14 protein-coding genes and 1 pseudogene are annotated in these 17,104 nt (G+C 52.4%); 13 read left to right on the forward strand and 2 right to left on the reverse strand.

The annotated features are described in order from the left end of the window. Window positions 1-81 precede the first annotated feature (81 nt). The 6 genes from proV to emrB all read left to right on the forward strand — a co-directional run bounded on the left by proV (window position 82) and on the right by emrB (window position 7,652). The gene (gene proV / locus ABDW13_RS17695) at window positions 82-1,272 is read left to right on the forward strand and encodes a glycine betaine/L-proline ABC transporter ATP-binding protein ProV (protein ID WP_343553875.1); all 1,191 of its coding nucleotides are present in this window, start codon (window positions 82-84) and stop codon (window positions 1,270-1,272) included. 2 nt (window positions 1,273-1,274) lie between these two features. Further along, window positions 1,275-2,459: a glycine betaine/L-proline ABC transporter permease ProW gene (proW, locus tag ABDW13_RS17700; protein ID WP_343553876.1), complete on the forward strand. Its 1,185-nt coding sequence runs from the start codon at window positions 1,275-1,277 to the stop codon at window positions 2,457-2,459. A 62-nt stretch (window positions 2,460-2,521) separates the two neighbouring features. Further along, the gene (gene proX / locus ABDW13_RS17705) at window positions 2,522-3,517 is read left to right on the forward strand and encodes a glycine betaine/L-proline ABC transporter substrate-binding protein ProX (RefSeq protein ID WP_343553877.1); all 996 of its coding nucleotides are present in this window, start codon (window positions 2,522-2,524) and stop codon (window positions 3,515-3,517) included. Window positions 3,518-4,246: 729 nt separating this feature from the next. Continuing rightward, window positions 4,247-4,777, forward strand: coding sequence for a transcriptional repressor MprA (gene mprA / locus ABDW13_RS17710; protein WP_343553878.1), 531 nt, complete (start codon window positions 4,247-4,249; stop codon window positions 4,775-4,777). A 149-nt stretch (window positions 4,778-4,926) separates the two neighbouring features. Next, window positions 4,927-6,099, forward strand: a complete 1,173-nt coding sequence (gene emrA, locus ABDW13_RS17715) for a multidrug efflux MFS transporter periplasmic adaptor subunit EmrA (RefSeq protein ID WP_343553879.1) — start codon at window positions 4,927-4,929, stop codon at window positions 6,097-6,099. 14 nt (window positions 6,100-6,113) lie between these two features. Then, window positions 6,114-7,652 (forward strand): multidrug efflux MFS transporter permease subunit EmrB, encoded by a 1,539-nt coding sequence (emrB, locus tag ABDW13_RS17720; protein WP_343553880.1) that lies wholly within the window; start codon window positions 6,114-6,116, stop codon window positions 7,650-7,652. A gap of 37 nt (window positions 7,653-7,689) precedes the next feature. Here emrB and ABDW13_RS17725 read toward each other — a convergent pair whose 3' ends face one another. Beyond that, entirely contained in the window at window positions 7,690-8,835 is a 1,146-nt protein-coding gene (locus tag ABDW13_RS17725; RefSeq protein WP_343553881.1) for a tRNA/rRNA methyltransferase, read from the reverse strand. A gap of 156 nt (window positions 8,836-8,991) precedes the next feature. Here ABDW13_RS17725 and trxC point away from each other — a divergent pair, with 156 nt between their 5' ends. The 7 genes and pseudogenes from trxC (at window position 8,992) to ABDW13_RS17760 (ending at window position 15,544) form a co-directional block, all read left to right on the forward strand. Next, window positions 8,992-9,411, forward strand: coding sequence for a thioredoxin TrxC (gene trxC / locus ABDW13_RS17730; protein ID WP_343553882.1), 420 nt, complete (start codon window positions 8,992-8,994; stop codon window positions 9,409-9,411). 88 nt (window positions 9,412-9,499) lie between these two features. Then, a complete protein-coding gene (locus ABDW13_RS17735) occupies window positions 9,500-10,192 on the forward strand; it encodes a tRNA-uridine aminocarboxypropyltransferase (protein ID WP_343553883.1) in 693 nt (230 codons plus the stop codon). A gap of 83 nt (window positions 10,193-10,275) precedes the next feature. Further along, entirely contained in the window at window positions 10,276-11,046 is a 771-nt protein-coding gene (locus ABDW13_RS17740; protein WP_343553884.1) for a YaeF family permuted papain-like enzyme, read from the forward strand. Between the two features lie 43 nt (window positions 11,047-11,089). Next, entirely contained in the window at window positions 11,090-13,747 is a 2,658-nt protein-coding gene (locus tag ABDW13_RS17745; protein WP_343553885.1) for a bifunctional acetate--CoA ligase family protein/GNAT family N-acetyltransferase, read from the forward strand. A gap of 91 nt (window positions 13,748-13,838) precedes the next feature. Beyond that, window positions 13,839-13,874, forward strand: a pseudogene (locus tag ABDW13_RS17750) (hypothetical protein). Beyond that, the gene (gene pssA, locus ABDW13_RS17755; protein ID WP_343553886.1) at window positions 13,864-15,219 is read left to right on the forward strand and encodes a CDP-diacylglycerol--serine O-phosphatidyltransferase; all 1,356 of its coding nucleotides are present in this window, start codon (window positions 13,864-13,866) and stop codon (window positions 15,217-15,219) included. The pseudogene ABDW13_RS17750 and the gene pssA overlap by 11 nt, the downstream one beginning before the upstream one ends. A 4-nt stretch (window positions 15,220-15,223) precedes the next feature. After that, a complete protein-coding gene (locus ABDW13_RS17760; protein WP_343553887.1) occupies window positions 15,224-15,544 on the forward strand; it encodes a YfiM family lipoprotein in 321 nt (106 codons plus the stop codon). On the opposite strand, the gene ABDW13_RS17765 is transcribed toward ABDW13_RS17760, so the two are convergent. Then, complete coding sequence (locus ABDW13_RS17765) at window positions 15,545-16,849, reverse strand: MFS family transporter (protein WP_343553888.1); 1,305 nt, start codon at window positions 16,847-16,849, stop codon at window positions 15,545-15,547. Between the last annotated feature and the right edge of the window lie 255 nt (window positions 16,850-17,104).

The following is a 17,104-nucleotide window of genomic DNA, read 5'->3' on the forward strand; positions in this document are numbered from 1 at the left end:
ATGCTACGGTATAGGGCGCTTAAATTTGACCAGGACCACAACAAGAAATAGTTAAACATTAACCGGGAAATTAATTACTGCATGGCAATTAAACTCGAAGTAAAGAATTTATATAAAGTATTTGGGGACAACCCCGAAAAGGCATTTAAGCTGATTGAAAAAGGGGAAAGCAAAGAGAGTATTCTGGCAAAAACCGGTCTCTCAGTCGGCGTCAAAAATGCCAGTCTGGCCATTGAAGAAGGCGAGATATTCGTCATCATGGGGCTTTCAGGTTCAGGTAAGTCCACCATGGTTCGCCTTCTCAATCGTCTGATCGAGCCCACTCGCGGCCAGGTAATCATCGACGGTGTCGATATCGCTAAAATATCGGAATCCGAACTGCGTGAAGTGCGCAGAAATAAGATCAGCATGGTATTCCAATCCTTCGCGCTAATGCCACATATGACGGTACTAAATAATGCCGCCTTCGGCATGGAATTAGCCGGTGTGCCCTTGCAGGAACGTCAGGAAAAAGCACTGGAAGCCCTACGTCAGGTTGGGCTGGATAATTACGCCCATTCGTATCCTGATGAACTTTCTGGTGGCATGCGTCAACGTGTTGGATTAGCGCGTGCATTGGCGATTAATCCCGATATTTTATTGATGGATGAAGCCTTCTCAGCACTCGATCCTCTGATTCGTACTGAAATGCAGGATGAATTAGTCAAATTGCAGGCGAAACATCAGCGCACCATCGTATTTATTTCTCACGATCTTGATGAAGCCATGCGTATTGGCGATCGCATTGCGATTATGCAAGGCGGCGAAGTGGTGCAGGTCGGTACGCCCGATGAAATTCTCAATAATCCTGCCAACGATTATGTGCGCACCTTCTTCCGTGGCGTCGATATCAGCCACGTCTTCAGCGCCAAAGATATTGCCCGTCGTAGCGCTGGCGCGTTGATTCGTAAAGCCGCCGGTTTTGGTCCGCGATCCGCCATCAAGTTGTTGCAGGATGAAGACCGCGAATTTGGTTATGTACTGGAAAAACAGAAGTTTGTTGGCGTGGTGTCAACCGATTCTCTGAAAGCTGCATTGGCAGCCGGAGAAGGTCTCGACAGCGCGCTACTTGAGGTTCCTGCGGCGGTAACTGCCGATACCTCGCTGAACGATCTGCTGTCGCATGTGGCGCAAGCCCCGTGCGCCGTGCCGGTGGTCGGCGAAGAGAATCAGTACGTCGGTATCATTTCGAAAAGCATGCTATTGCGCGCTTTAGATCGTGAAGGAGCCTAATTATGAGTGAACAAACAGCCAATCCGTGGGAAAGCGCCAGCCAAACCACACCCGCCGCCGACACCAACGCCGCCGCCAGCAGTAGCGATCCGTGGTCGAGTGGCGACAGTGCCAGCAGCGCAGCACCAACCGACAGCGGTTCAGGCGGTGCTGATGCGTGGGGTGATCCAACAGCCGCTAGCAGCGGCGGTCACGATGCCGCCAGCAGTGCGGCGAGCAGTGGCAGCGACTGGTTAAGCAGTGCACCCGCTCCTGCACCGGAACATTTCAACATCATGGATCCGTTCCATAAAACCTGGATTCCGCTGGATAGCTGGGTCACCGAAGGCATCGATTGGGTGGTCAGCCATTTCCGCCCGCTGTTCCAGGGCATTCGCGTGCCGGTGGATTACATCCTCAGCGCTTTCCAGCAGTTGTTGCTGGGCATGCCTGCGCCGGTGGCGATTGTAGTATTTGCGCTGATCGCCTGGCAGATTGCCAGCCCGGCAATGGGCATCGCCACCTTGATCTCGTTGATTGCGATTGGCGCGATTGGTGCCTGGTCGCAGGCGATGGTCACGCTGGCGCTGGTGCTGACCGCCCTGCTGTTCTGTATCGTCATTGGCTTGCCGCTGGGAATCTGGCTGGCACGCAGTGAACGTGCCGCACGCATTATCCGTCCGTTACTGGATGCGATGCAGACCACGCCAGCGTTCGTCTATTTGGTGCCGATCGTCATGCTGTTTGGTATCGGCAACGTGCCAGGTGTGGTGGTGACTATCATCTTTGCGTTGCCGCCGATTGTACGCCTGACGATTCTCGGCATTAAGCAAGTGCCCGCCGACTTGATCGAAGCCAGCGAATCCTTTGGTGCCAGCCCACGTCAGATGCTGTTCAAAGTGCAATTGCCGCTGGCGATGCCAACCATTATGGCGGGTGTCAACCAGACACTGATGCTGGCGCTGTCGATGGTGGTGATCGCCTCGATGATCGCCGTCGGTGGTCTGGGCCAGATGGTGCTGCGCGGCATTGGTCGCCTTGATATGGGCCTCGCCACCGTCGGCGGCGTGGGCATCGTGATCCTCGCCATTATCCTTGATCGTCTGACGCAATCCATGGGCCGCGATAGCCGCAGCCGTGGTAGCCGCCATTGGTACAGCACCGGTCCACTTGGCCTGCTGCTGCGCCCTTTCAGTAAAAAAGCCTGATTTATTGGGCGGCCCGCTGTGGCCGCCCGTCTCCGACGTAACACGTAAAATAAGGAATGACTATGCGCAAGACAGCTCTATTCGCCGCCGTCCTGACGACGTTCGCCGCGACGCACGTGTCCGCCGCCGACCTGCCCGGTAAAGGCATCACCGTTAAGCCCGCTCAAAGCACCATTTCTGAAGAGACGTTTCAGACGCTGCTGGTCAGCCGCGCGTTAGAGAAGCTCGGCTATACCGTTGAGAAGCCAAGTGAAGTGGATTACAACGTGGCTTACACCACCATTGCTGCGGGTGATGCGACCTTTATCGCCACCAACTGGAAGCCGCTGCACGATGATATGTATGCCGCTGCTGGTGGCGATGCGAAATTCTATCGCCAGGGCACTTACGTGACCGGTGCTGCGCAAGGTTATTTGATCGATAAGAAAACCGCCGAGCAATACCACATCACCAATATCGAGCAGATGAAAGATCCGAAGATTGCCAAACTGTTTGATACCAATGGCGATGGCAAAGCTGACTTGACCGGTTGTACGCCAGGTTGGGGCTGTGAAGCGGTGATTAATCACCAGATTGACGCCTTTAAACTCAGTAACAGCGTGGAGCACAACCAGGGCAACTATTCGGCGATGATTGCCGATACCATCACCCGCTTTAAGCAAGGCAAACCGATTTTCTATTACACCTGGACACCATATTGGGTCAGTGATGTATTGAAACCGGGCAAAGACGTGGTGTGGTTGCAGGTACCATTCTCATCAATGCCTGGCGCGCAGAGCAAGGTCGATACCAAATTGCCTAATGGCAAAAACTACGGTTTCCCGGTCAATACCATGCACATTGTGGCGAACAAAGCCTGGGCGGAGAAAAACCCGGCTGCCGCGAAACTGTTTGCTGAGATGAAGCTGCCACTGGCGGATATCAATGCCGAAAACGCGGCGATGCATGAAGGTCATGCTTCTGAAGCGGATATCAACGGTCACGTGGATGGCTGGATTAAAGGTCACCAGGCTGAGTTTGATAAGTGGGTGCAAGATGCCCAAGCCGCAGCGAAATAGTTAAATAATACACGCCACTCTTTCAGGTCGGCATGCTTGTCGACCTGCTTTCGAAACACATTATTCCGTCCCGTACAAGCAACCATCCCTGCCAATTTAAGCGCAGCGTACGCTATAGCGCACTGGTACGTCCTGTTAATTAACACATCAATGTAATAATTTTTTGGGTTACTATTACCCACATATGATTATTTCCCTCATTCTCACGCCATGAATGCTGTCAACCTGGGCAACGTGTTTAGCCTAACTCAGCTGATGCCCGCAGCGGCAGATTTGATGACCTTCCAATCTTGCGATCGAATTCCGTCATTTTTCCTGGTACGGCGCCATGACACACTTTGTTAAAGGGATGTTAATTAACACATTGATTTTAGTGCTTAACCTACATAGCGAAAGTGTTTAGAAATCGTAAAGATGAGACCAATTTGTTGAGCAATACTGTTCATTGATGATTGGGTTTGTTATGGTTAGCAGCGCAGTTATTCACCACAGTTATTTTTTCTCGCGAAATTATTTATCGCTAAAAAGGTTTCGCAGAGCGCATTGATGATAGCGTCCATTTTCACCTGCTGGCGCGCTATCAGGGCAAACCGCCCAAGGTTAAGGAACAACCTGGAATGTCAGATGTTGACAATGTGATCGTGCGAACAATCACTAGCGGAAAATATGACTACGCTTAATCTGTCACCATCATTACTATACCAGTTGCAACTAAGAGGTTTTTTTAAAATGGAAAGTTCGTTTTCCCCGATTGAACAGATGCTAAACATCCGTGCTAACCGCCATAAAGATTTTCCGTTGCAGGAGATCATTCTGACCCGCCTGTGCATGCACATGCAGGGAAAACTGCTGGATAATCGCAACAAAATGTTGAAGGCGCAGGGAATTAACGAGACCTTATTCATGGCGCTGATCACGCTGGATGCGCAAGAAAATCAAAGCATTCAGCCATCAGAATTGAGTTCAGCGCTGGGTTCCTCACGTACCAATGCCACACGTATCGCCGATGAGCTGGAGAAGCGCGGTTGGATTGAGCGTCGTGAAAGCGAAAACGATCGCCGTTGCCTGCATCTGCATTTGACCGAAAAAGGTAACGAATTCTTACGTCAGCTGCTGCCACCACAGCATCAGAGCCTGCAATATTTGTGGTCTTCGCTTTCAACTAACGAACAAGATCAGCTTGAAGCGATTACCCGTAAGTTGCTTAACCGCCTTGATAAAATGGACGAAGATCAGGTTATCGCTTCCCTGTCGCGCTAATAGCAAGAAGTGCGACACAATCACCTTCCGAAATCGCTATTTTAATCCCCTTTTGTCCGGCCAGCGCTCTAAGTGCTGGCTTTTTCGACTCGGGCAACCGTGTTGAAGGATCAGCACATCCCGACTAAATGGAAAACGTGGAGAACAACATGAGTGCGACAGCGGAAGCTCAAAGCCCGCAACAGCCAGCAAATAAAAAGAAGAAGCGCAAAGGTGTGCTTATCCTGCTGGCTATCGTGTTTGTATTAATTGGCGTGGCGTACCTGGCTTACTGGTATTTGGTACTGCGTCACTTCCAGGAAACCGATGATGCGTACGTTGCAGGTAACCAGGTGCAGGTGATGGCACAGGTTTCCGGCAGCGTGAATAAAGTGTGGTTTGATAACACCGATGTGGTGAAAAAAGGCGATGTACTGGTTTCGCTGGATAAAACTGATGCGGAGCAAGCGTTTGAAAAAGCGCAGACCGCGTTGGCCACCAGCGTGCGTCAAACCCATCAATTAATGATTAATGGCAAGCAGTATCAAGCCACTATCAAACTTCAGCAAACTGCGCTGGATCAGGCCGAATCAGACCTGAAACGCCGCGAGCCGCTGGGTGCATCCAATCTGATTGGTCGAGAAGAGCTGCAACACTCGCGTGATGCGGTGGCGACAGCGAAAGCGCAGTTGGATGTCGCGGTGCAACAATACAATGCTAATCAGGCAATGATTCTGAATACCTCGCTGGAAAATCAGCCTGCGGTACAACAGAGTGCTGCTGAATTGCGTGATGCTTGGCTGGCCTTGCAGCGTACCGAAATTCGTAGCCCGATTGATGGCTTCATTTCGCGTCGTAGCGTGCAGGTTGGTTCGCAAATCACCACCAGCACGCCGCTGCTGGCCGTGGTTCCCGCCAACAATTTGTGGGTGGATGCCAACTTTAAAGAGACGCAGCTTGCTGGCGTGCGTATTGGACAATCAGCCACGGTGATCAGCGATATTTACGGCAATGATGTTGAATATCACGGCAAAGTTGTTGGTCTGGATATGGGCACCGGTAGCGCCTTCTCGCTGCTGCCTGCACAGAACGCCACCGGTAACTGGATCAAAGTGGTTCAGCGTCTCCCAGTGCGTATCGAGTTGGATCCGCAGCAAGTGGCGCAACATCCGCTGCGCATTGGTCTCTCCACCTTGGTGAAAATCGACACGCAGAATAAAGATGGCGCAACGCTGGCAAGCGTGGTGCGTTCGCAAGCTGCGTATGAAAGTAACGCTTTGGCAATCGACCTCGCGCCGGTTAACCAGCTGATTACTGACATCGTTCGTGCCAACGCTGAATAACGCCGCGGGAGGCTGTGATGGCACAAAAACCGCTTGAAGGTGCGCCGTTAGTCCTGATGACCATCGCCCTGTCGTTGGCGACGTTTATGCAGGTCCTTGACTCCACCATCGCTAACGTGGCGATTCCGACCATCGCCGGTAACCTTGGCGCCTCGAACTCGCAGGGCACATGGGTGATTACCTCGTTCGGGGTGGCGAATGCCATCTCGATCCCAATCACCGGCTGGTTGGCGAAACGCATTGGCGAAGTGAAGCTGTTTACGTGGTCCACCATTCTGTTTGTGCTCGCGTCATGGGCTTGCGGCATGTCCGAAAGCCTGGAAATGCTGATCTTCTTCCGTGTGATTCAGGGTGTGGTTGCCGGCCCGCTGATTCCGCTGTCGCAAAGTTTGCTGCTGAATAACTATCCACCCGCAAAACGCAGCGTAGCGCTGTCACTGTGGGCGATGACGGTGATCGTCGCACCGATCTGCGGCCCGATTCTCGGCGGCTGGATCAGCGATAACTATCACTGGGGCTGGATTTTCTTCATCAACGTGCCGATCGGTTTGGTGGTGGTGCTGTTAACGTTGCAAACGCTGCGTGGACGCGAAACCAAAACCGAAATCCGCCCGATCGATATGGTTGGCTTGGTGCTGCTGGTAGTCGGTATCGGATCGTTGCAGGTGATGCTCGACCGCGGTAAAGAGCTCGACTGGTTCAGCTCAACCGAGATTGTGGTGCTGATGGTGGTCGCGGTGGTGGCGCTGCTGGTGTTGTTGGTGTGGGAACTCACCGACGATCACCCGATAGTCGATCTCTCGCTGTTTAAGATGCGCAACTTCACTATTGGCTGTTTGTCGATAAGCCTGGCGTACATGCTTTACTTCGGCTCGATAGTGTTACTGCCGCAGCTGTTGCAGGAGGTTTATGGCTACACCGCCACCTGGGCCGGATTGGCGTCGGCGCCGGTAGGCATTCTGCCAGTCATCCTGTCGCCGATCATTGGCCGCTTCGCCCACAAGCTGGATATGCGCAAGCTGGTAACCTTCAGCTTTATCATGTACGCCGTGTGTTTCTATTGGCGCGCTTATACTTTTGAACCGGGCATGGACTTTGGTGCGTCGGCGTGGCCGCAATTTATTCAGGGCTTCGCGGTGGCATGCTTCTTCATGCCATTGACCACCATTACGCTGTCGGGCTTACCGCCAGAACGCATGGCGGCAGCATCGAGCTTGTCGAACTTCGTGCGTACGTTAGCGGGCTCCATTGGTACGTCGATCACCACCACCATGTGGACCGATCGCGAATCCATGCATCACAGCTATTTGTCGGAGTCGGTGAACCCGTTCAACGTCAATTCACAGCAGATGTACGACCAACTGCAAAGTCTGGGCATGACGCAACAACAGGCGTCGGCGTATATCGCGCAGCAAATTACTAATCAGGGCCTGATCATCTCAGCGAATGAGATCTTCTGGGCATCGGCGGGAGTGTTCTTATTGCTGCTGGTGCTGGTGTGGTTTGCGCGTCCGCCATTTGGTGCGGGCAGTGGCGGCGGTGGCGCTCACTAAACGGTGAAAATAAAAACGGGCCTTGCGGCCCGTTTTTTTATGCGTTCTGACGCCACCATTCGGCAAGCAGAATGCCGGTTGCGACCGATACGTTGAGGCTTTCAACGTTGCCGGTGCCACCAATCGACAGGCTGATATCACCTTGCTGGAACGCGCTGTCTGACAGACCTTCGCTCTCCTGGCCCAGCACCAGCACCATTTTGGCCGGCAGCTCGGCTTTCGCCAGTGGCGTGCCTTCGTGGCTTGACGTAGTCACAATGGTGTAACCCGCTTTACGGAAGGCTTCGAGGCCATCGGCAAAATTCTCGCCGCTGATCGCTTGCACGTGCTCAGCACCCCCTTCAGCGGTACGCACAGCGGCGCCCGATTCCAGCAATGAAGCATCATTTACCAGCAAACCTTTCACGCCGAAGTGCGCGCAGCTACGCATGATGCCGCCGAGGTTATGCGGGTTGCTGACATCTTCCAGCGCCAGCACGCAATCTTTGGTTGGTGCTTTGCTCAGCCACTCGGTAACCGGCATGCCCATACGTTTCTTGATGATGAAGCAAACGCCGCCATGATGCTCAGTACCAGAAGCTTTGGTCAGCTCGGCATCATCCACGACGTGATAGGCTTTGCGGTTAGCCGCTAACCAACGTAAGGTTTCACGGAAACGCGGCGTGACACTCTGGATAAACCAGGCGCGCACGATGCTTTCTGGACGGCTCAGGAACAGCGCTTTACAGGCGTTTTCACCGTAAACGCGCGTCTCTTCCTGGCGCTGACGGCGAATTTGTTCAGGATCGATCACCGGCTTGTTGCTTGCCGCATCATCCAGTTGGCTCTCATCCGTTACCGGCGGGCGAGAAACGGTGCGCCACGGCGAATCGCCGAAGCTGCGATTATCATCCGCGCGATCGTCACGACGGCCAAAACTGCGACCACGTTCAGTATTGCTCGCACCGCGTGGTGCAGAGCTGCGGCCCCCCGCTTCGCTACGCGCACCACGTGGAGCACCGCTACGGCCACTGCCTTCTTCATTATTACGTGCAGTGCGAGGACCAGAGCGACGATTATCTTCCTGGCGCGCAGCAGGACGGCCGCCTTTACCGGTACGAGGATTAGGCTTCTGACCGCCATCCTCATCACGTACGTACATCACTTTTACCTTGCCGCTTTTGCCTTTAAATTCGTCGTTCATCTGTTCCTCCTGCATTGAGAGCGCGAAGATTACCTGATGTGTCGGAGCTTAGCTATCATCTATTGAACCTATTGGGTAATCCAGATTGAGCATAGCACTCAACCTTTTCATAATGTCCGGCAATCATGAGATTTACAGGTCCGGATTGAGGTAAATATGAATACAGTTTGTGCCTCGTGTCAGGCAACCAACCGCGTGCCCGAAGCGCGTATTGCCGATGGCGCGAAATGTGGACGCTGCGGCGGCGAGCTTTTCAATGGCGAAGTGGCTAACGCAACAGCCGCGACGTTGGATAAATTTTTGCAGGACGACTTGCCGGTGGTGATCGACTTCTGGGCGCCGTGGTGCGGCCCGTGCGTTAACTTTGCGCCGGTGTTTAAAGACGTCGCCGACGAACGCCGTGGCAAAGTGCGTTTTGTGAAAGTGAACACCGAAGCCGAACCGGCGCTGAGTTCGCGTTTTCGCATTCGCAGCATTCCAACCATTATGCTGTTTAAGAATGGCGAGATGGTCGACATGTTGAACGGTGCGATGCCGAAAGCGCCTTTCAACGAATGGCTCGACGAATCCCTGTAAGCCGTTAGGCCAGCCGCGTGTTGGCCCTCCTTATTACCTTTCCCGGCTAATTCCATTACACTGGCGTTTTTTCCCTGCCTGCGAATCTATGTCTGAAAATGCCGTTCTGCGCTTACGTGCGCAACGTTTAGCGCGCGCCACGCGCCCGTTTCTTGCGCGCGGTAATCGCGTGTTGCGCTGCCAACGCTGCTTGCTGCCGCAGAAGAACTGTCTGTGCGCCACCATGCAACCGCAAGATGCGCGTAGCCGTTTTTGTTTGGTAATGTTTGATACCGAACCGATGAAACCGAGCAATACTGGTAGATTGATCGCCGATGTGCTGCCAGACACGCTGGCGTTTGGCTGGTCGCGTACTGAACCTGATGAAGCGTTGCTCGCAGCAGTGAAAAACAGTGATTACCAACCGCTGGTTGTGTTCCCTGGTTCGTATGCAGATGCTGATCGTCAAGTGCTCACCACCCCGCCTCTCAGCGGCAAACCGCCACTGTTTATCATGCTCGATGGCACATGGACCGAAGCGCGCAAGATGTTTCGCAAAAGTCCGTGGCTCGATGCATTTCCGGTGATGTCACTGGATGTCTCGACGCCTTCGCGCTACACGCTGCGTGAAGCCCACGGCGTAGGCCAACATTGCACTGCTGAAGTCGCAGCCGCGCTGCTGGAACAAGCCGGCGATATTGCCGCCGCCGCTGAACTGCAACGCTACTTCGAACGCTTCCGTCATGCTTATTTGGCAGGGAAACCGCATCATCCAGTGCACAGACTGGAAAATGTGCTTTAAGGGTTTCGCTCTTTTTTAAGCCGCCAGTTTGATTTATAGTCGCGCATCGCCACGGAGTTGGCCTTAATTGCAAAGGATGCATGATGAAAATTTTCTGGCTGCTTATGCTGCTACTTGCCGGTTGCAGTACCGGCTCCAAACCCGATCACTCTTTTCCACCGCAACTGCAATCTGCCAGTACGCGCCCCACCATGTTGATTTCCGCTGACGCGTTGTTGCCCGGTGATTTGTTACTTTCTTCTGCGACCTCGCCGCAATCCTGGGGCATTCGTCTATTTACACTCACGGGCGTGAGCCATGCCGCCATTTATCTCGGTGATCACCAAGTCGCAGAAGCGGTTGGCAGCGGCGTCAAAATTATTCCTCTTAACCACGCTATAGATGAAAGCAATAATCTGCTGGTGCTGCGCGTACCAGGAATGACAAGTGATCAGATGCTGCGTTTACGTGAATTTGCCAATATGCAGCAAGGCAAAAAATATAATTTTAAAGGCATCGTGATGTTTATGCCCTTTATGGTGTCTCGTCGCGTGTGTGAATTGCCGCTGGTTAATGAAGGATTGCGCAGCGCCTGTCTCACCGCGCTGGCTCGGGTACAACTGGCTGATGTTGACGATCCACAAGCTAACAGCTTCTTCTGCTCCGAGTTCGTGCTGGCTGGTTATCGTCATGCGGGAATTGAATTACTGCAAGGTCAAGCAAATTGGATCAGTCCAGCGGATCTGCTTCATCTGCGCGAAGGCGATATCTCGGCATGGCAAACACAACAAAATATGCAGTATGTCGGTCATTTAAAACGCTGGGATTTAAAAGAGATCCTCAGCCTGCGATCGGCGAATCGGCACGCGCAGTAAAAAGCGTTTACAATCATGCCAATCTTGATAGCAGGAGCGGATGATGAGCCAACGCGGACTGGAAGCGCTGTTACGACCTAAATCAATTGCGGTGATTGGTGCGTCAATTACGCCCGGACGCGCCGGTTACTTTATGATGCGTAACCTGCTGGCAGGCGGATTTAGCGGCCCAGTTTTGCCGGTAACGCCAAAGTATAAAGCTGTGAGTGGCGTGCTTGCCTGGCCGAATATCGCCAGCCTTCCCTTCGCGCCCGATCTCGCCATCATTTGCACCCACGCCAAACGCAATCTCGAACTGTTACAGCAACTGGGTGAAAAAGGCTGTAAGGCGTGCATTATCCTATCTGCGCCCGCCAGCCAATTGGAAGAGTTGAAAGCCTGCGCCAGCCAATGGCAAATTCGCCTGCTCGGCCCGAATAGTTTAGGCTTGCTGGCACCGTGGCAAGGACTGAATGCCAGCTTTTCGCCGGTGCCGATTGCCAAAGGACGCATTGCCTTTATTTCGCAATCAGCGGCGGTTTCCAACACCATTCTTGATTGGGCGCAGCAGCGGAATCTCGGTTTTTCGTGGTTTATCGCGCTGGGTGACAGCCTTGATATTGATGTTGATGATTTGCTGGACTTTCTTGCGCGTGACGGAAAAACCAGCGCCATTCTGCTGTATCTCGAACATCTCAGTGATGCCCGCCGCTTTGTCTCAGCCTCGCGAAGCGCATCACGTAATAAACCGATCCTGGTGATTAAAAGCGGCCGCAGCCATCAGGCACAAGCGATGATCGGCAGCCACAGCGGGCTGGATGCCGCCTGGGATGCGGCAATCCAACGTGCAGGTCTATTGCGCGTGCAGGATACGCATGAGTTGTTTTCCGCAGTGGAATCGCTGAGCCACATGCGCCCGCTGCGCGGTGATCGCTTGATGATCATTAGCAATGGCGCGGCACCTGCGGCGCTGGCGCTTGATGAGTTGTATGCGCGTAACGGAAAACTGGCCACGCTGAGTGAGGAAACCTTGCAGGCGCTAGAAAGATGGCTGCCGGAGGGCGTGGGCCGCGGCAATCCGCTCGATTTGAAAGATGACGCGACGCCAGCACGTTATGTCGCCTGCATCGAACAGTTGCTCAATAGCCATGAACTTGATGCCTTGATGATCATCCACGCGCCAAGTGCCGTTTCCCCAGCCAGTGAAACCGCCGAGCAGATTATTGCGGCAGTGGCTAAACATCCACGTGGCAAACAAATCACCTTGCTCACCAACTGGTGCGGCGAATACTCATCGCAGGCAGCAAGGCGCGCATTTACTCAGGCCGGCATTCCTACGTGGCGCACGCCAGAAGGTACCGTAACCGCGTTTATGCATCAGGTGGAATATCGTCGCAATCAGAAGCAGTTACGTGAAACGCCAGCGCTGCCGCTCGGCTTAACCCAGAACAGCGCGCAAGCACATCAGTTGATTCAGCAAGCTTTGGATAGAGGCATCATCACGTTAGATACCCACGAAGTGCAGCCGGTGTTGCAAGCTTACGGATTAGCGACCTTACCGACGTGGATCGCCAACGACAGTGCAGCAGCGGCCAGCATCGCCGATCAAATTGGCTATCCGGTTGCGCTGAAATTGCGCTCACCGGATATTCCACATAAATCCGAAGTACAAGGTGTGATGTTGTATCTGCGCAGTGCCGCTGAAGTGGAACAGGCGGCTGAGGCCATTTTTGATCGTGTACGTGAAACCCATCCGCAGGCACACATTGATGGCCTGCTGGTGCAAAGCATGGCGAATCGTGCCGGTGCACAGGAATTACGCGTGGTGGTTGAGCAAGATCCGCTGTTTGGCCCGATTATTCTGTTGGGTGAAGGCGGTGTGGAGTGGCAGCCAGACAAACAAGCCGCTGTGGCTTTGCCGCCGCTGAACATGACGCTGGCACGCTATCTGGTGATTCAGGCGATGAAAAGTGGCAAGGTGCGCAGTCGTAGCGCGTTACGACCGCTGGATATTACCGGGCTGAGCCAGTTATTGGTGCAGGTTTCGAATCTGGTAGTGGATTGCCCTGAAATCCAGCGTTTGGATATCCATCCACTGCTGGCTTCAGCCAATGAATTTACCCTGTTGGACGTCACATTGCAGCTGGCGCCTTTCCATGGCGATAACGAAACTCGCCTCGCGATTCGCCCTTACCCGCATCATCTGGAAGAACAAGTCGAGTTGAAAGATGGTCAACATTGCCTGTTTCGTCCGATTTTGCCGGAAGATGAACCGCAGTTACGCGCCTTTATCGCCCAAGTCACCAAAGAAGATCTCTATTATCGCTATTTCAGTGAAATCAATGAGTTTACTCATGAAGATCTGGCTAACATGACGCAAATTGATTACGACCGCGAAATGGCGATTGTGGCTGTGCGTCAACACAACGGCGCAGATGAGATTATTGGCGTGACGCGTGCCATTTCGGACGCCGATAACATTGATGCTGAATTCTCTGTACTGGTGCGATCTGACCTGAAAGGTTTGGGTATGGGCAGACGCTTGCTGGAAAAAATGATTAGCTATACGCGCGATCATGGCCTGCAACAATTGAACGGTATCACCATGCCGCACAATACCGGCATGATCACCTTGGCGCGAAAACTCAATTTTCGTGTGAATATTCAATTGGATGATGGCATTGTAAGTCTGAACTTACCGCTCGGGGAGGCGATCAGCTAACCTGTACAGAAAAGTAAAAATCCTCCTCTGCGAGCCGGTTGATGGTATTATTTACCGTTAGGATCATGATTTGATGGCAAAAGGCCATGCAATGAACAGAGAAGAAGTGCACTGTGATGTTGTCTAAATTTAAACGCAATAAACACCAACAACACCTCGCACAGCTGCCTAAACTGTCACAATCCGTGTCGGATTTGACGACGCTTTACTCGCCTGCCGAGTTTCGCGAAACCCTGCTGACGAAGATAGCGGCGGCAGAGAAGCGCATCTGCATTACGGCACTGTATCTGGAAAATGATGACGGCGGCCGGGGAGTTATGCAGGCGCTCTATGCTGCGCGTCAGGCACGTCCGGAGCTGGATGTTTGCATCCTGGTTGACTGGCATCGTGCGCAGCGTGGTCGTATCGGCGCAGCGCGCGGCGTGACCAATGCCGATTGGTATTGTGAAATGGCAGCTCAATATCCTGACATCGCCATTCCGGTTTACGGCATTCCAGTTAATACCCGTGAAGCGCTTGGCGTGCTGCATCTGAAAGGTTTTATCATTGATGACACACTGCTTTACAGCGGTGCTAGCCTGAATGACGTCTATCTCCATCAGCATGATAAATATCGATACGATCGCTATCAGTTGATCCGTAATCCACAACTGACCGATACCATGTATGCGTGGATTTGCGAAAATCTCAAAGAATCGGATGCGGTTAATCGACTCGATCAATCCGAGCGTCCTTCTAGCCCGGAAATCAAGAACGAAACGCGCCAGTTCCGCCAGGACCTGCGCAGCTTTAACTATCAATTTACCGGCAATGCAGATAACGAATCTCTGGCCGTGACGCCATTGGTTGGCTTAGGCAAACGCAGCCTGCTGAACAAAACCATCTTTCATTTGATGCCCTGCGCCGAGCGTAAACTGACGCTTTGCACGCCTTACTTTAACCTGCCAGCGATTCTGGTACGCAACCTGATTCATTTGCTGCGTCAGGGTAAAGAAGTCGAGATCATCATTGGTGATAAAACGGCGAACGACTTTTATATCCCGCCTGATCAACCATTTAAAATCATTGGTGCGCTGCCATATCTTTATGAGATCAACCTGCGCCGTTTCCTTAGCCGCCTGCAGTATTACGTGAACAACGGCCAATTGACCGTGCGTTTGTGGAAAGATGGCGAAAACAGTTATCACCTCAAAGGCATTTGGGTCGATGACGAATGGATGATGATCACCGGCAACAACCTCAATCCACGCGCATGGCGGCTTGATCTGGAAAATGCAGTGCTGATTCACGATCCGCTCAATCAGTTGGCTGAGCAGCGCGAAAAAGAGCTGGCGCTGATTCGTGAGCATACTTCCGTGGTGCAGCATTTTCGCGAACTGGAAAGCATCTCAGATTATCCAGCCAAGGTGCGTAAGCTGATTCGTCGCCTGCGCCGCATTCGTATTGACCGTTTGATTAGCCGTCTGCTGTAAGCCAATGCGTGCGCTCATCCTCTGCGTGGTTTTATTGTGTAGCGGATGTGCACATGTGGCGCAAGATAGCTGGACCGGCAAAGATAAAGCGGAACACTTTTTCTCCTCTGCTGCGTTGGCGACTGCCGGTAGTGAGATTTCACAGCATCAGCATCAAAGCCGTGGGCAAAATCTGCGTTTTGGCTTCCTGTTCTCACTGAGTTTTGGTGTTGGGAAGGAGTTGTATGACAGCCGCTCGGCTGGGAGCGGCTGGAGTTGGAAAGATCTTAGTTGGGATGTTGCTGGTGCTGCTAGCGGTATTGCGCTCTGGAACCTAAGTCAGTAATTACAATGCGATACCTTTTCCTTTACGATGCAGCATTAATGAAACCAGAAACGCTAAAGCGCCCATAGCCGAAACGTACCAGAAGAAGCTGCTTTCAATGCCTTCCTTTTTGAGCAGCAATGCCACGTACTCCGCTGAACCACCAAAAATCGCATTCGCCACTGCATACGACAATCCAACGCCTAATGCGCGTACTTCCGGTGGAAACATCTCTGCTTTCAAAATGCCACTTATCGCGGTGTAGAAACTGGTAATCAGCAGCGCCAGCATGATCAGCGCAAACGCCAGCCAACTGCTCTGTACGTTTTGCAGCAGCATAAGAATTGGCACAGTACAAATTGCCGCGCCAGCACCAAAAATCATCATTGATGCACGACGGCCAATTTTGTCTGATAACGCGCCAATAACAGGCTGAATCAACATGAATACCAGCAAAGCCCCGGTCATCAATCCACTGGCGCTACGTGCATCCATGCCTGCAGTGTTAACCAGATATTTCTGCATGTAGGTGGTGAAGGTGTAGAAACTGAGCGAACCGCCGGCGGTGAAACCTAGCACCATCAGAAAAGCACGTGAATGGTTGCGCAAAAGCCCAATAATGCTGCCGGCATCGCGGTGTTCACGATGCTTTTTATCAGAGGTTTCATTGAGCGAGCGACGTAGCCACAATGCGACAACAGCCAATATAGCTCCGAGGAAGAATGGGATGCGCCAGCCCCAACTGCGAAGTTCTTCATCGCTGAGGATTTGCTGTAACACAACCACAGTCAGCACCGCTAACAATTGCCCACCAATCAGCGTTACATACTGGAATGATGCATAGAAACCTTTCCGCCCTTCTAATGCCACCTCACTCATATAAGTGGCACTGGTGCCGTATTCACCGCCAACCGATAATCCCTGGAACATGCGAGCCAGCAACAGAATAACGGGTGCAGCTAAACCTATTTCCCCGTAGCCGGGCAAGCAAGCGATCACTAATGATCCCAGGCACATCATGCAGACGGAGATTAACATCGACGTTTTGCGCCCATGGCGATCAGCGATGTAACCAAATAGCCAGCCGCCAATTGGTCGCATTAAAAATCCCGCAGCAAATACGCCAGCAGTTTGCAGCAATTGTGTGGTGGTATCGCCACTTGGGAAGAAGATATGAGCAAAATAGAGTGAGAAGAAGGAGTAGACGTAGAAATCGAACCATTCAACCAGGTTGCCAGACGATGCACCAACGATCGCCCAGATGCGTTGTTTAGTGTCAGCGGTGGGTTCTGGCTGTGTTGCTTTTTGTTGTAGTGAATCTGTCATGCTTACCTCTTTTCCATGCTAATAATTAGCGCCAAAGGATTGAGTAAAGCATCAATTTGCTACTTGCGGGAATTCTGGCTAATCCTGACTGACAAATTGTGACTGAAGAGGAATTTTTCGTTGGGATTGTTGCTGTTTTTCGCAAAAGCTCAGTGTTTTAGTGGTTGAAGGCAGAGGAAATTAGCTGATTTTTGCTGTGTTTTTCTAATATTCAGACGTAAAAAAGCCCTGAACTTTCGTTCAGGGCTTCTTCAC

The organism is Pantoea sp., from assembly GCF_039594315.1.
Classification (GTDB): Bacteria; Pseudomonadota; Gammaproteobacteria; order Enterobacterales; family Enterobacteriaceae; genus Pantoea.

What these genes read in the sequence shown, in the direction of transcription:
- proV (WP_343553875.1), top strand. Translation starts at nt 82, where the DNA reads ATGGCAATTAAACTCGAAGTAAAGAATTTATATAAAGTATTTGGGGAC.
- proW (WP_343553876.1), top strand. Translation starts at nt 1,275, where the DNA reads ATGAGTGAACAAACAGCCAATCCGTGGGAAAGCGCCAGCCAAACCACA.
- proX (WP_343553877.1), top strand. Translation starts at nt 2,522, where the DNA reads ATGCGCAAGACAGCTCTATTCGCCGCCGTCCTGACGACGTTCGCCGCG.
- mprA (WP_343553878.1), top strand. Translation starts at nt 4,247, where the DNA reads ATGGAAAGTTCGTTTTCCCCGATTGAACAGATGCTAAACATCCGTGCT.
- emrA (WP_343553879.1), top strand. Translation starts at nt 4,927, where the DNA reads ATGAGTGCGACAGCGGAAGCTCAAAGCCCGCAACAGCCAGCAAATAAA.
- ABDW13_RS17725 (WP_343553881.1), bottom strand. Translation starts at nt 8,835, where the DNA reads ATGAACGACGAATTTAAAGGCAAAAGCGGCAAGGTAAAAGTGATGTAC.
- trxC (WP_343553882.1), top strand. Translation starts at nt 8,992, where the DNA reads ATGAATACAGTTTGTGCCTCGTGTCAGGCAACCAACCGCGTGCCCGAA.
- ABDW13_RS17735 (WP_343553883.1), top strand. Translation starts at nt 9,500, where the DNA reads ATGTCTGAAAATGCCGTTCTGCGCTTACGTGCGCAACGTTTAGCGCGC.
- ABDW13_RS17740 (WP_343553884.1), top strand. Translation starts at nt 10,276, where the DNA reads ATGAAAATTTTCTGGCTGCTTATGCTGCTACTTGCCGGTTGCAGTACC.
- ABDW13_RS17745 (WP_343553885.1), top strand. Translation starts at nt 11,090, where the DNA reads ATGAGCCAACGCGGACTGGAAGCGCTGTTACGACCTAAATCAATTGCG.
- pssA (WP_343553886.1), top strand. Translation starts at nt 13,864, where the DNA reads ATGTTGTCTAAATTTAAACGCAATAAACACCAACAACACCTCGCACAG.
- ABDW13_RS17760 (WP_343553887.1), top strand. Translation starts at nt 15,224, where the DNA reads ATGCGTGCGCTCATCCTCTGCGTGGTTTTATTGTGTAGCGGATGTGCA.
- ABDW13_RS17765 (WP_343553888.1), bottom strand. Translation starts at nt 16,849, where the DNA reads ATGACAGATTCACTACAACAAAAAGCAACACAGCCAGAACCCACCGCT.